The organism is Myroides odoratimimus, assembly GCF_038039805.1.
Taxonomy (GTDB): Bacteria; Bacteroidota; Bacteroidia; order Flavobacteriales; family Flavobacteriaceae; genus Flavobacterium; species Flavobacterium odoratimimum_B.
The window spans coordinates 1-14,058 of record NZ_JBBPHK010000005.1 but is presented as its reverse complement, the minus strand read 5'-3'; the positions used below and the strand labels follow the sequence as shown (position 1 = coordinate 14,058).

At 34.5% G+C, this 14,058-nt stretch carries 12 protein-coding genes; 10 read left to right on the top strand and 2 right to left on the bottom strand.

All coding sequences use genetic code 11. The annotated features are described in order from the left end of the window. The first annotated feature begins 2 nt into the window (after positions 1–2). Complete coding sequence (locus tag AABL85_RS05990; RefSeq protein WP_341309488.1) at positions 3–860, top strand: AraC family transcriptional regulator; 858 nt, start codon at positions 3–5, stop codon at positions 858–860. Positions 861–868: 8 nt separating this feature from the next. Here AABL85_RS05990 and AABL85_RS05985 read toward each other — a convergent pair whose 3' ends face one another. Beyond that, positions 869–1,681 (bottom strand): SMI1/KNR4 family protein, encoded by an 813-nt coding sequence (locus AABL85_RS05985; RefSeq protein WP_341309487.1) that lies wholly within the window; start codon positions 1,679–1,681, stop codon positions 869–871. A 161-nt stretch (positions 1,682–1,842) separates the two neighbouring features. Here AABL85_RS05985 and AABL85_RS05980 point away from each other — a divergent pair, with 161 nt between their 5' ends. The 3 genes from AABL85_RS05980 to AABL85_RS05970 all read left to right on the top strand — a co-directional run bounded on the left by AABL85_RS05980 (position 1,843) and on the right by AABL85_RS05970 (position 5,793). Continuing rightward, positions 1,843–2,235, top strand: coding sequence for a RidA family protein (locus AABL85_RS05980; protein ID WP_006261601.1), 393 nt, complete (start codon positions 1,843–1,845; stop codon positions 2,233–2,235). Positions 2,236–2,446: 211 nt separating this feature from the next. Further along, positions 2,447–3,655 carry a PepSY-associated TM helix domain-containing protein gene (locus tag AABL85_RS05975; RefSeq protein ID WP_341309486.1) on the top strand — a complete coding sequence of 403 codons (1,209 nt, stop codon included), beginning with the start codon at positions 2,447–2,449 and terminating at the stop codon, positions 3,653–3,655. 11 nt (positions 3,656–3,666) lie between these two features. Further along, complete coding sequence (locus AABL85_RS05970) at positions 3,667–5,793, top strand: TonB-dependent receptor domain-containing protein (RefSeq protein ID WP_341309485.1); 2,127 nt, start codon at positions 3,667–3,669, stop codon at positions 5,791–5,793. A gap of 101 nt (positions 5,794–5,894) precedes the next feature. Here the strand turns inward: AABL85_RS05970 and AABL85_RS05965 are convergent, their stop codons facing one another. After that, positions 5,895–7,370 (bottom strand): DASS family sodium-coupled anion symporter, encoded by a 1,476-nt coding sequence (locus tag AABL85_RS05965; RefSeq protein WP_006258329.1) that lies wholly within the window; start codon positions 7,368–7,370, stop codon positions 5,895–5,897. A gap of 381 nt (positions 7,371–7,751) precedes the next feature. Between AABL85_RS05965 and AABL85_RS05960 the strand changes: the two genes are divergently transcribed. From AABL85_RS05960 to AABL85_RS05935, 6 genes are read left to right on the top strand one after another with little or no spacing between them, the layout of a single operon-like run. Continuing rightward, positions 7,752–8,357, top strand: coding sequence for a CDP-alcohol phosphatidyltransferase family protein (locus AABL85_RS05960; protein WP_341309484.1), 606 nt, complete (start codon positions 7,752–7,754; stop codon positions 8,355–8,357). Further along, a complete protein-coding gene (locus tag AABL85_RS05955) occupies positions 8,358–9,149 on the top strand; it encodes a phosphatidate cytidylyltransferase (RefSeq protein ID WP_341309483.1) in 792 nt (263 codons plus the stop codon). Beyond that, the gene (locus AABL85_RS05950) at positions 9,137–10,171 is read left to right on the top strand and encodes a patatin-like phospholipase family protein (protein WP_341309482.1); all 1,035 of its coding nucleotides are present in this window, start codon (positions 9,137–9,139) and stop codon (positions 10,169–10,171) included. Before AABL85_RS05955 ends, AABL85_RS05950 begins: the two co-directional genes overlap by 13 nt. After that, positions 10,168–10,923 carry an SDR family NAD(P)-dependent oxidoreductase gene (locus AABL85_RS05945; RefSeq protein ID WP_341309481.1) on the top strand — a complete coding sequence of 252 codons (756 nt, stop codon included), beginning with the start codon at positions 10,168–10,170 and terminating at the stop codon, positions 10,921–10,923. Before AABL85_RS05950 ends, AABL85_RS05945 begins: the two co-directional genes overlap by 4 nt. Then, positions 10,905–12,194 (top strand): phosphoesterase, encoded by a 1,290-nt coding sequence (locus AABL85_RS05940; protein WP_341309480.1) that lies wholly within the window; start codon positions 10,905–10,907, stop codon positions 12,192–12,194. The genes AABL85_RS05945 and AABL85_RS05940 overlap by 19 nt, the downstream gene beginning before the upstream one ends. A gap of 23 nt (positions 12,195–12,217) precedes the next feature. Next, on the top strand, positions 12,218–13,924 hold the full coding sequence (locus tag AABL85_RS05935) for a bifunctional alpha/beta hydrolase/class I SAM-dependent methyltransferase (RefSeq protein ID WP_341309479.1): 1,707 nt from the start codon (positions 12,218–12,220) through the stop codon (positions 13,922–13,924). Positions 13,925–14,058 lie beyond the last annotated feature (134 nt).

The window sequence follows — 14,058 nt, the reverse complement described above, 5'->3', positions numbered from 1 at the left end:
GTATGATGTATAGAAGCACCTTCGACCCCATTCATATCAGAGAATATCTACTTATAGATGACGTTTTTAGTATACAACCAAAAGCTCATCTCACCATTGTGTATATACAAAAGGGAAAAGGTATGAGTCAATATGAAGACCACCAAGTTCCTTTTAAGAAAGGAAAGCTATTTATTATTCCCTTTGATACTAAATATTCTTTTGAAAGTAAAGATAGCAAAATCCTGATAATAGAATGTCCTCAGAACTTTATCACTCAGATACGCACAGAAGCGGATCGCATAGAGACTTGTGATAATATCAATAAGCTAACCTATATCACACATAACTACCATACCAAGGCAGGCTGTGTATTTCAAGACAATGAAGACGAGATATTTGCAGAACAACTATTATACAGTATTCAGCGAGAACACAATAATCACACGCAAGATTACTTAATTATAAGACAATGTATATCTATACTGCTCAATCTTGTGGCTCGTAACCTTATTCTACACGATTATGAACAAGTCAATGAAAATAGGAAGGCACAAGATATTATGAAAATAATCACGTATATCCAGCAACACATTGGACATAAAGAGATGTTGACTTTAGAGGCATTAGCCAATGAGTTTAGTATTTCTAAAAACTATTTGGGAGAATATTTTAAAAAACAAACAGGGATATCACTACAAGACTATATCTTAGATTATAAGCTAAAGCTAGTAGAAACTAGACTAAAATATAGTAATACCCGATTAAAGGAAATAGCCTTTGAACTCGGTTTTAACGATGAAAGTCATCTCTCTAAACTCTTTAAAAAGCACAAAAAGATGACTCCTACACAATATAAAAAATCGCACCAAGAAGTATAATCTCCCCTCTACCACACAGAGTCTGTAAAGTCAATATTATAAATACCTAATACACTTAATGAAGAACTATTAAAGTACTCTGTTACGAGAGCTTGATATACATCTATTTTAGAGTTTTCTCTTAATGCTGATAAAGGTTCATAGTAGTCAAAAGTATAGACTGCTTTATTTGTTTTGTGATTGTACTCTTTCCTAATTTCAATAGACTGACCATTTAATGTTGCATTAATATTATAAACACTTAACTGCCGATCTTTTAAATAATCTCTCAAATCTTCAAAATTAGGAATATCTTCTATCCACTCTCCTGTATATTCTATCCCCAAGACTTCACTTAGTTTATTCTCTTGTTCAGGGTGTAAAATGAAGTGAATTCTTAAAGCTTTTTTATCATTACTTAATTTAAATAAGCTATCATCTTTCAAATTGTTTAAACATCTCTCAAGTAGATCATCGAAAGTAAAACCAGTTTCTTCTATTTCGTCATCAACCCAATTATAGACTGTTCGATCATCTGTATCATCTGTACGTAATAACCAAAAGTCTTCACCTCCATTATCCCCTATCATCACATAGTTTTCTTCTACTTCACCTAGATAACCATTCTGCTCTATCCATTCGTTCTTATTTATAAATAATCCTTTTATGAGATCTTGATAAAATCCAAAATGTAATAAAAATTCTTTGTAATATGGAGGTAAAGGTTTTGAGATTTTAGTTTCTAATTCAGCTACCTCCTCTTCTTTTAAAGATCTATAAAACAAATAGTTATCAAAAGGTAATATCTCTTTTAAAAATAGTTGATAATTAATAGTTTCCATATTATTTTGTTTAGCATGATGAGCAAAAATAACTAAATTTAAAAAACATGTTTACCCCTAAAAACAGCCATTTATCTTATAAAAAAGCTAAAGTTAGTTAGGAAACTTAAATTCAAAAATCAATAGATTATTTTCGCGCGTGAAACAATAATTTATAGCGGATGAATACAAAAATACAAAGACTAAATCCTAGCACTTTAGCAGCTCCAGTGGGAAGATATTCTCATGTGACTGTGGTTCCTAAAGGAGCTAATCTATATACATTCTCAGGGCAAATAGGTACAGATGCAATGGGGAATATCCCCTCTACTTTTAATGCTCAGGTACAAAACACGTTTATGAATATCATCCAAGTATTAGGTAGCCAAAAACTGACTGCTGATGATGTTATTAAAGTTAATATTTGGGCTACACAAGAGATAGACTGGGACTTCTTCTATGAGGTATGGGACAATACATTTGGTACAGAATATCCCTCTATGACTGTTGGGTATATCACAGCACTAGGATTGCCAGAGATTCAATTAGAAATAGAAATATGGGCTGCTAAGTAATCGTTTAGATTGATACATAATAAGTAATTCGGAAGAGTTGGCTCAGTTGAGTCAACTCTTTTTTTATTGCAAACATCAAATAAAACACTCAAAAACAACACTTTAAACTTTAATTCTCAAAATTAGAATACTTACACTTAGAATGATTATAAATAATTATATATTTGTGGCACCCTAATTTATATTTATTCAATCTAAATAACTGATTATTATGCAAACTGATAAGCCCAAGAAAAACAAGGGAATTTTCAAAAAGTATATGCTTAAACTCCACTTGTGGTTAGGACTACTGTCAGGTATAATTGTACTTATTGTATCACTTACAGGAACTGTTTTTGTCTTCAACGAAGATATTTCTACTTATCTCAAAAAGGACATGATCTATCATGGCGAAAAAGATATTGAAAATAAAAAACCAATTCCTATTCGTGAACTAAAAGAACTAGTTAATGCACAATTAGTAAACGAAGAAATTCCAGCAGAGGAAGTAACAATTCCAATGGATCCTACTCGTTCTTATCAATTCGGATTGTTTAAAGCCAATCCTGAAGGATGGAATTATTTCGATACTTATCTCATTTTTAAAACAGTCTATGTCAATCAATATACAGGAGAAGTAATTGCTGTCGATGATCTATTGAAAAGTCCTTTTTTCTTCACTATGATTCTTCACCGCTCATTACTTCTAAGTAATGCCGTTGGAGGTACTATAGTAGGTGTAGCTACTATAATCTTTGTGATTATGCTAATCACAGGGATTATACTATGGTGGCCTAAGAATAAAAATATGCGTAAACAACGCTTTTGGTTTAGATGGAAAAAAGTAAAAGGTTGGCGCCGTAAGAATTATGACGTTCACAATATCCTTGGTTTTTATTCATCTGCTCTAGCTTTAATAGTAGCTATTACAGGAATTATGTATTCTTTCCGCATCACGATGAGTTGGGTTTATTTCTTAATAAATGGGTTTTCTATGTATACTCCAGACTTTAGTCATTATAAGACTACTGCCCCAGAATCTATGGAAACTCCAACAACAGTAGATCGCATAGCTGCTACCGTAAAAGAGCAATACCCTAATGCTTTCTCTTTTGGTATTGACTTAGAAGATCATGAAAATGCAGATCATCATCACGACAATATGACTATTCGCGTTAAAGATCACGAGTTCAAATATAACGATTCACATACCATGATATTTGATGAACACTCTGGAGAGTTATTATTCAATAGACCTCATGGAGAACGATTATTAGCAGAGCGCGCTACTGGTGCTACTTATGATTTACACGTGGGGGCTTTCTTTGGTATGCCAGGAAAGATAATTGCTTTTATCCTTAGTTTATTCTGTGCCTCTCTACCTATTACAGGTTTTGTTATTTATTGGGGGAGACGCAATAAAAAAAAGACTACTAAATAATATTTAAAACAATGAAAAGACCATATATATGGCTGCTATCATTATGCAGCCTGGGTACTTATGCCCAAACTGAAGCACAATTAGACAGTATACTCAACGCATTTAATACAAACCTTGGGGAAGTATTAATCACTACCAAAGCTCCTGTTTTTCAACAGAAAGCTGACAAAATGGTGTTTAGTGTTGAGAACAGTGCTTTATCAGATGGAAGTACAGTACTTGAGGTTCTTGGAAGAGCTCCAGGAGTGGTTGTATCTCAAGAAGGTGAATTATCTCTGAGAGGTAAAAAAGGAGTTAGTGTAATGCTAAATGGAAAACTGAGTTCTCTATCTGCAAAAGAATTAGCCAATCTCTTGAGATCAACCAACTCTTCTCAAGTCAAAAATATAGAGATTATCGCTAATCCATCTGCTAAGTATGATGCTGCTGGTAATGCAGGTATCATTAATATTGTATTAAAAAAATACAAGATGGAAGGGCTAAAAGGAAGCTCTTTTGTCAATGCAGGACGAGGACGTAAAAATCGTATGAATGCTGGTGCTAGCTTAGGTTATACCCATAATAAGCTTAGCCTATTCGGAGATTACAGTTACACCTTTAGAGGAGAAGAAGAACACAAGCATTACATCCAAGATTTTTACAATGCTATTGATCCTACTCAAATAGTCAAGCATAACGAACAACGTTTAACTAGTAATGAACCTCTTACTTCTAACAACTTTAAAATAGGAGTAGATTATAATATCTCTTCTAAAACGACTATTGGATTCTTACTAGACGCTAAAATAGGTAGATATGAAGACTTCTCTAAAGGATATAATAAGAACTTTAGTCCTTCTGGAACACTAGATCTTCATGTGAATACAGATAATAGCAATAGTGAACATTGGTATGACTATACTTATGGGCTTACTGCTACTCACCTATTTAATGAAAAAGGAAGTAAAGTAGATGTAGATTTAGAATACGAGAACTCTAAATTCAGATCTAATCAGATGCAACTTACGGATGTAATTACTAATACGTCTAATGGTACTCTATACAGAAACAGAAGAGGACATATCCCGTCACAGTTTAAGGTATTTAATGGAAAAGCAGATTTCACTATTCCGTTTAACGATAATCACAATCTAGAGACTGGATGGAAATCAACTGTAAAATCGAATGATAATCCTTCTGTATATCAAATAGAGAATGGTAATTCTTGGCTAACTGACCCTGCTTCTACCAATCACTATAAATACAATGAACAAATACACGCTGCTTATGCAAATTACAAGTTTACTTTAGATCACTGGAACTTTCAAGTAGGGTTGCGTTCTGAATTCACACAGACTGAGATAGATCAGAAAACGACTAATGAATACAGCAAAAATGACTATACTAAATTCTTCCCTAGTGCTTCTATTAAGTATGAAACAGATAATGCACATGGCTTCTATGCTTCGTATAGTAAACGTATAAATAGACCGAGTCACTTTGACTTAAACCCATTCCGCTTTTATGATGATCCTTTTAACTATTGGCAAGGGAATCCTAAGTTAAGACCTGAGATAACACACGCTTCTGAAATAGGATATACATGGAGTAAATACCTAATCGCAAATGTATACTTTAGTGTGACAAATGATGTGATGACAAATGTGTATAACTACCAAGCGAATACTGGTATCTTAATAAGTACTCAAGAAAACTTAAACAAATCCTATCACTATGGTGCCAATGTAACAGGTACTGTAAGTCCTTATGATTGGTGGTCTATGAGTAATATGTTTAACTTGTTTAACAATAAGTATGAAGGAAATTATCAAGGAACAGAAATCAATAGTTCACAAGTAGCCTTCACTTTTAACTCTCAGAATAACTTTACGATTATTAAAGGTTTAAAAGCTGATGTCAATGCACAGTACTTCTCTAAGTCAAATTTAGGTCTATACAAAAGAGATAGTTATTTTGACTTAACGATAGGTTTATCTAAAGCCTTATTAGAAGACAAAGCGACTATAAAACTAGCGGTAACAGATGTGCTAAACACAGTGAACTATAATGTAACAGGAGATAATTTCAATTCTAAAATTCGCAAAAAATATGATCTAGATAGTCGAATAGCTACTTTATCATTTAACTATAAGTTTTAACTTAATTAAGAGAGATTTTCTCTCATTACACTTCATTGATTTATACAACAAAAGCCAGTCTATCTCGACTGGCTTTTACTTATATAAAAGGTCTTATTCTCTTACCAATATCCTAGTGCTTTCCACCATAGTCCTCCTACTAGAATAAATATAATTAGATTAACCACACTAGTTACAAAGCCTACTTTCCACCATTCTCCTAATGTTGTATATCCTGTTCCGAAAATAATCGGGGCTGTACCTGTACCATAATGTGTAAGTGACATCATTATAGATGATGAGAAACCTAGTACTAATGCCCATAACATCTCAGGTGCTCCAAGAGCTATACCTGCTGCAAAAAAGGCTGCAAACATCGCTGTAATATGCGCTGTAGTACTTGCAAAGAAATAGTGAGAATATACATATACAAGAAGCAGTATAAGCGTAGCTGGTATCCATGATAATCCTAATCCTGCAATACCTTTTCCTACTGTTGTAGCTAGCCATCCTACTAAGCCTAATTTACCTAAGAAACCTGCCATCATCACTAAGGCTGCAAACCATACTATTGTATCCCAAGCACCTGTATTTTTTAATATATCTTCCCAAGTCAATACTCCTGTCACAATTAGAATACCTAATCCTAAAAAAGCTGCCGCTGTCGGCTGAACAGCAAAAGTATCTCCAAAGATCATTGCTGGTACTCCTGCCCATAGCAATAATAAGATGGTAAACACACCCATTGTGATATATTCAGGTAAAGAAATAGGCCCTAACTCATCTAATTGCTTTTTAGCAAATACTGGTGCATCTGGAGTTTTCTTTATCTCTGGTGGATAGATCATATAGATCACTAAAGGCATCACGATTAAAGCTACTAGTCCTGGAACTAAAGCAGCTAGTGCCCACATTCCCCATGTTATAGTGATCCCTGCAGTAGTACCTGCTAGAACCAAGCTAACAATTAATGGATTAGGAGCTGTAGCGGTAATAAACATCGCTGAAGTAATAGGGTTTGCATTATAGTTTACTAATGCTAAATAACGCCCTATCTTTTCGGCAGATCCTTTCTCTGGTCTAGAACCAAAGCTCACTGCGATAGAACGCATAATAGGGTGTATAATTCCTCCTCCCCTTGCGGTATTACTTGGTGTTACAGGAGCTAATATTGTTTCTGCAAAAGACAGCGCATACGCAATCCCTAGTGTTCTTTTACCAAACAATGAAATAAGGAAATACCCTATTCTAGCACCTAACCCTGTTTTCTTTAAACTTATAGAGATCATCACCGCTACTCCAATAAGCCAGATTAAATCATTTGAAAAACCACTTAAAGCATCTGCTAAGGCTGCTTTAGAATTACCAGGGTTAGTTACGCCTGTTATCGCTACTAATGCTATCGCTACAATAGATACCGCTCCGATAGGGAGTGCTTTTCCAATAATAGCTGCAATAGTTCCAACGAATAATGCTAACAACTGCCACGCATTAGGACTAACGCCTTCTGGAACAGGGATAACAAACCAAATAATTAAAGTAATAGCGACCGCGATTAACGCTGGTACGGGTTTGATAGGTTCTAATTTACTTGCCATACGAGTAATTGATTTCTGTAGTAAGCTATAGTCCTCTAATGAGTAAATATTGTCTACGTATAAAAGGACTATTTTTTCACTACTTTTATTTATAATGTAAAATCAACAAAAATGCCAAACACACATTTTTACAAAATATTTTTTTAGTTTTTTATAACAATTAAGTACTCTTAACTGTTATAATAGTATGTTTGTTATTTCTATTTTTCACTATTAAAGATAACACTTTATTATATAATATTTTTTATTTTCAATCAATTTTTAACCATAACAACCAAATTAAACACAACACTAACACTATAAAATAACAAAAAAAATACAATCATTAACATTTTTTAATATTATAATTCCGTTAATCCTTTACTAATAAAATTGTAAACCATGATATCTGTATATAAAATAAAGCCGTATTTTCAGAAGACATTGATGCCTATTCTTCATGTCCTGCATCAAAAGAGAATAACTGCTAATCAAATCACTGTATTTGCTATTCTATTTTCATTTATATTGGCTATCTTATTTTGGTATGCAGATAGTTATCACTTCTTCTTTCTGTGTTTGCCAATAGGCTTACTAATTCGAATGGCACTAAATGCTCTAGATGGTATGATGGCTAGATTGTATAATCAAACTTCTAAGAAAGGCGAGTTATTAAACGAAGTAGGTGATGTATTATCTGACTTTATCTTATTCATTCCTTTAGTAAAGTTCCAACCAGAAAGCACTTATTTGATTGTTTTATTTATAGGTTTGAGTATTATCAATGAGTTCGCAGGACTAATGGGTAAAATACTCAGTGGAGACAGAAGATACGATGGTCCTATGGGTAAAAGCGATAGAGCATTAGTATTGGGAATATATGGATTACTTCTGTTCTTCCATATTGATCTTAGTAGAGCATCTTTCTATATTTTTATCGTTATCAATTTATTATTAGTAGTAAGTACAATTACAAGATGCCGTAAAGCACTTAAAAACGCACAATAAATGACAAAAGAAGGAAAGTTTGCAGATGTACCTCTACGCGTGAGGACGTGGTGCTATATTATTGTAATATTTAGCTTAGCGCTATTACACCCGTTAAGTTTATTAATGTTCATTATGTTTCTAATCTATTGGGGACAACTAGAATTCTTTGCTTTCGCCATCCCCATTGGACCTTTAAAGTTAGGGGTCGCTGTATTGACTACCTCGATTATCACTATTTGTTTATTAGTGTTAACTATAGAAGAGAGTTTGCTGACTATACTTGGCTTAAGCATGATTGTTTCTGCTGCTCTATATCTAAAACACAAAACTCATTCATTCTTCTTAGCGATCATTACATTTTACCTTCTATCTACTGCGATATTATTCTATATCGGATTAGCAAAAGAAGGTTATAAATATCTCATTCTATTAGTTGTTCCAATGGAGTTAAATGATGTGAGTCAATATATGACTGGCAAGTTATTCGGCAAAACTAAGATAACACCTCATATCAGCCCAAATAAAACACTAGAAGGCGTAATAGGAGGCATCATTATGACTACAGGTATATTTAACCTGATGTACTATTTACTATTCGGAGAGACCATTACACTAAAGACTATTCTATTGGCAATGGCATTGAGTGTTTTAGGTTTTTTAGGAGATCTAACCTTTTCATTAGTCAAGCGAAAAGCAAAAGTCAAAGACACAGGCTCACTACTTCCTGGACATGGAGGACTGCTAGATCGTGTAGATAGTTTATTATACACCACACCCCTATTTTATATTGTTATGTTATGGATCAAATAAAACCTTACAATCGCGTAGCTGTATTCTCTGGTGGCGGAAGTCGCTTTGTGATGTACTGTGGTATGTATGCCGCAATGGTTGAACACGGCATTAGACCTGATTTAATTATATCTACTTGTGGTGCGACTATCTCTACTTCGATTATACGTACCTTTAATACTCCTGAAGCCATTAGAGCTTATCTAGCTTCAGATGAGTTTCTAACTGCGGCAATGAATACCTTTTTGACTAATCAGACGAGACTAGACCGCCTTCCTTATTACTGTATCAAACACAGTAAGAAAAAAGAGAAGGCTCCCTATCTATTAGATCTGTTTAGCAAGTATTTTATTGATCAACCTCAGAACCTAGATGAGAAGTTTCCTTCTCTATTGACAACACATGCAGATGCACCAGAGGTAATAACTATTGGCTCTGAGATATTATATACACCTAGTCGAGTGAACAAAAAGAGAAAGGGTGAGAAAGCTTTCAAGAAAGTACTTATCCCTACTCCTAAAATTCCTCTTGATCCGTTACATCACTACATTGACCAATATAAATTTGACGACAATAGTGCAGTAGAGAGTGATACAGAATTACTTCTAGAAGTAGCGTCTTTAAGAGCCATGCGCATTAGTACATCTGATATGTTTTATATGGCACCTGCTCAGTATAAAGGCAAGCAGTATTTAGGAGGAGCAATAGATCTTATCCCTTTCGAATTAGCGACTACACTAGGTAGCGAAATATGGTTAGAACACAAAGCTCCCTATTCTGCGATGGAAGAAGGACTCGTAAGAGCTGTGTTTGGATACAGTGGAAATGAGAGACTTCAAAAAGCTGCAGCTATCACAGCCAACAGACTGGACACTAGTGATATGAGACAAAAACTCTCTGGAGGATATCTAAGCCGCAAAATCAATTGGAAAAAGTTTGCTTTAGAAATACAATTACCCGCCTCTAAAGAAGACTGTAAAGAACAGATATTTAGACAATTTGACTATGGCTATCAAGTAGTCCTTAATGCATTAAAAGTATGAAAAATATCTTTATCACAGGAGGTACATCTGGTATAGGATGGGCATTAGCACAGCGTTATTTAGATGAAGGATATCGCGTAGGTATTGGCAGTCGTACTCCTTATAAAGAAGGACATGACTTTTCTAAATTCCTTAACTTGTCCGTATTTACAGTAGATGCTACAGATTTTATTTCATTGTATGAAATAGTCTACCAATTTTCTAATGGACAACTAGATCTCTTCATCGCTGGTGCTGGTAACTATACAGATAGTGCCTTAGAAACCATTAGCTGGGATGATACAAATGCCATGATAGACAACAATATTAGAACAACACTTAACGCCTTAGAAGTATCGAGAAAGCTAATGAAAGACAGAGGAGGGAAGATTGTATGCATCGCTTCTATCTCTACATTTTTAGATTATAAAGAAGCGACTATATACACCAGATGTAAACAAGCTGTAGTATCTTTGACCAAGGCATATCAGCGCGCATATAGAGATAAGGGGATAGACGTGATAACAGTACATCCTGGCTATGTCGCTACTCCTCGCCTACTTGCACTGAACCATAATGATTTATCTAAAAAACAATATGTAATTACCCCTTTTGAAGCAGCTGATATCATTTATAATGACATTGCTAAAGGTAAACTACTTATTGTATTCCCAAAGAGAATGTACAGATTAATACGTTTCTTACAGCTCTTGCCTAAAGGACTATTACAACGCATCATGCACAAAAAAGCAAAATGGCAAAAAACGAAATAATCCCTACTTTTAAACAACGAACCAAGGCCATGCTTCTCTGTTATGCTGTCTTCATTATTTTATATATGGCAGCACAATATTACGCTGTGTATAGAGCATTGGATTGGTCTGTCACCTTAGCGATAGATCACTACATCCCTTTTTTAGAGTGGATGATTATTCCCTATAGCACTAGTGGACTGTTTTTCTTACTTGTTTTTTATTGGGTAGATTCCATTTACCAATTGAGATTACTGACCAAGCGTATGTTAGCAGTAACGATAATTGCTTTTATCGGATTTATCATATTCCCTATTCAATTTACAGTAGAGAGACCTTTGCATACAGTATCTTTGTTTAATCCTTTTTTTGATTTTATCACTACATGGGATACACATTATAATCAAGCTCCATCACTACATGTAGCTTATGCAGTCTTGTTTATGACTGTTGTAGAGCACACTAGAAGATTTAAGGCATTTACCAAAATCGCCTTACATATCTGGCTTGCCTTAGTAGCTATCTCTACACTATTTGTTTACCAACACCACACAGTTGATTTGATTACCGCTATTTTGGTTTGTTTAGGCGTTTTTATCTTTCTACCAAACAAGGAGAAAGCTTTATATCTAAATACTAAAAAAGGATTGATGTACTTTGTTTTAGCGGCTATGCTATTGAGTGCTGTTTGTTATTCACTTGAGCGTTATACTTCTATTTTATTACTTTGGATAGCGATTAACCTTATCTATATAGGTACAGCTTATATTCAAAACAATATCTATTTTATCAAAAATAAACAAGGACAGATTAGCTTGTGGAAATATCTTGTCCTATTACCCTATATCACAACTTATTATATCCTGAAAAAACTGAACAAAGTCTATTACCCAGTAGAAGTCAAAGAGATGATTCCTCAGTTCTATATCGGATCTTTACTTTCTTCTAAAGAAGCTTCAGTTCTTTTTGGTTCTAAAGAAGTGATGACGTATGACCTGTCTGCTGAGATGAAGGAGAACAGCTATTTATTACACCATTCTACCTATCACTTTTACCCACTTTTAGATATAGGACAGGCTAATCAAGAATATATTCAGCGTATTGTTACACATATTATTAACGCATATCAAAACAAAAAAAACACTACTGTAATCTATGTACACTGCGCTATGGGACTGTCTAGAAGTATGACTATAGCCGCCTTAGTTTACGCTTATTATACAGATTGTACACAAAAAGATGCACAGGCATACATACAATCTATTAATCAAAACGCTATCTTTAAAATATAAATTGCTATAAAAAACACTAATATATGATAGAAGGAACATTCACTAGCTTTGATAATGCAGCTATATTTTATCGAGCTTGGAATTATAAAGAAGGACAAAAAACAATGATTGTCCTCCATCGTGGACATGAGCATTCTGCTCGTTTAGCAGAGTTTGCGCAGAGTGCTCCATTTGCTAATTATAACGTATTTAGTTTTGACTTTAGAGGACATGGATATACAGAACAGGAAGTATCTCCTAACTTTATGGACTATGTGCGAGACTTAGATGCCTTCGCTCATTACCTAAACCAAACCTATCAGATACACTATCACGACACTTTCGTAGTAGCCAATAGTATCGCTGGGGTAATCGCTAGTGCATGGGTACATGACTATGCAGTGCCTATCGCTGGTATGGCTCTACTAGCTCCAGCATTCTCTATTAAGCTATACGTCCCTTTGGCTAAAGAAATGATAGCCCTTGGTACGAAGTTTAAACCAGATATGATTGTGACAAGTTATGTAAAGTCTAAGGTACTAACTCATGAAAAAGATCAACAGGTAGCTTACGATAGTGACCCATTAATCACCAAGTTTATCAATGGACGTATGCTTGTAGACTTATTGGATGCAGGAAAACGCATTGTAGATGATGCAGCCGCCATCACTGTACCTACTATTGTCTTCTCAGCTGGGAAAGACTATGTAGTAAAAAACAAATGGCAACAACGCTTCTTTCACAATCTAAGTAGTGACTTAAGAGAGTTTAAAACACTAAAAGAAAGCTTCCATGGTATCTTATTTGAAAAAGGAAGAGAACAAGTGTATAAAGATATTGCTAAGTTTATGGAGAAGAGCTTTGCTGCTCCTAAAGTCAAAATCAACCTAAAAGCAGATAAATTTACTACTGATGAGTACTATCAGATGTTATTTGGTCTATTGCCATCTGTCGAATTGCTATCTTATAAAATACAGAAGAAATTATTAGGTGTAATAGGTCCTCTATCAGAAGGAATGCGATTAGGATTATTGTATGGATTTGACTCTGGTATCTCTCTTGACTATGTGTATAAAAACACACCTCAAGGGAAACTTGGCTTTGGTAAAATAATGGATAAAAACTACCTTAACGCTATCGGATGGGCAGGTATCCGCCAACGAAAAATCCATCTATTACAACAAATAGACAAACAAATAGCCCTGTTACAAGAACAAGGACAACCTATCAAGATACTAGACGTAGCGGGAGGTACTGGTAATTACTTATTTGACATTAAGGCAAAATACCCTGAAGCAGAAATAGTAGTCAATGACTTTAAACGTTCTAATATTGAAGTTGGTGAAGCTTACATCAAACAACACAACCTAAGTGGTATTCGTTTTACGAACTATGATTGTTTTGATCTAAACACCTATCCACTATTCAACTTTGAACCGAATATTACAATTATCTCTGGTATATTTGAGTTATTTGATGATAATGATATGATCTGTAATACAATCAAAGGAATAAGTAGTATCGCGACTAATAACAGTGTGATTGTGTACACAGGACAGCCATGGCACCCACAGTTAAAAACAATTGCCTTTGTACTAAAGAGTCACAGAGATACAGACTGGGTGATGCGCAGACGCTCTCAGTATGAATTAGATAAACTATTCGCTTATAATAGCGTATTTAAACAGAATATGTTAATTGACAATTACGGTATATTTACAGTGTCTGTTGGTAAGATTGTAAAATCATAAATAACAAAAAGCCCTCGTCATCATTGAGGGCTTCTTTATTACCACTCAGATTACTCCGAGTAACCTAATTTTGTGAAGATGTGAAGATGTGAAGATGTGAAGATGTGAAGATGTGAAGATGTGAAGATGTGAAG

Bases quoted from the DNA above. Each gene is read 5' to 3' on its own strand.
- AABL85_RS05990 (WP_341309488.1), top strand. From the start codon at position 3: ATGATGTATAGAAGCACCTTCGACCCCATTCATATCAGAGAATATCTA.
- AABL85_RS05985 (WP_341309487.1), bottom strand. From the start codon at position 1,681: ATGGAAACTATTAATTATCAACTATTTTTAAAAGAGATATTACCTTTT.
- AABL85_RS05980 (WP_006261601.1), top strand. From the start codon at position 1,843: ATGAATACAAAAATACAAAGACTAAATCCTAGCACTTTAGCAGCTCCA.
- AABL85_RS05975 (WP_341309486.1), top strand. From the start codon at position 2,447: ATGCAAACTGATAAGCCCAAGAAAAACAAGGGAATTTTCAAAAAGTAT.
- AABL85_RS05970 (WP_341309485.1), top strand. From the start codon at position 3,667: ATGAAAAGACCATATATATGGCTGCTATCATTATGCAGCCTGGGTACT.
- AABL85_RS05965 (WP_006258329.1), bottom strand. From the start codon at position 7,370: ATGGCAAGTAAATTAGAACCTATCAAACCCGTACCAGCGTTAATCGCG.
- AABL85_RS05960 (WP_341309484.1), top strand. From the start codon at position 7,752: ATGATATCTGTATATAAAATAAAGCCGTATTTTCAGAAGACATTGATG.
- AABL85_RS05955 (WP_341309483.1), top strand. From the start codon at position 8,358: ATGACAAAAGAAGGAAAGTTTGCAGATGTACCTCTACGCGTGAGGACG.
- AABL85_RS05950 (WP_341309482.1), top strand. From the start codon at position 9,137: ATGGATCAAATAAAACCTTACAATCGCGTAGCTGTATTCTCTGGTGGC.
- AABL85_RS05945 (WP_341309481.1), top strand. From the start codon at position 10,168: ATGAAAAATATCTTTATCACAGGAGGTACATCTGGTATAGGATGGGCA.
- AABL85_RS05940 (WP_341309480.1), top strand. From the start codon at position 10,905: ATGGCAAAAAACGAAATAATCCCTACTTTTAAACAACGAACCAAGGCC.
- AABL85_RS05935 (WP_341309479.1), top strand. From the start codon at position 12,218: ATGATAGAAGGAACATTCACTAGCTTTGATAATGCAGCTATATTTTAT.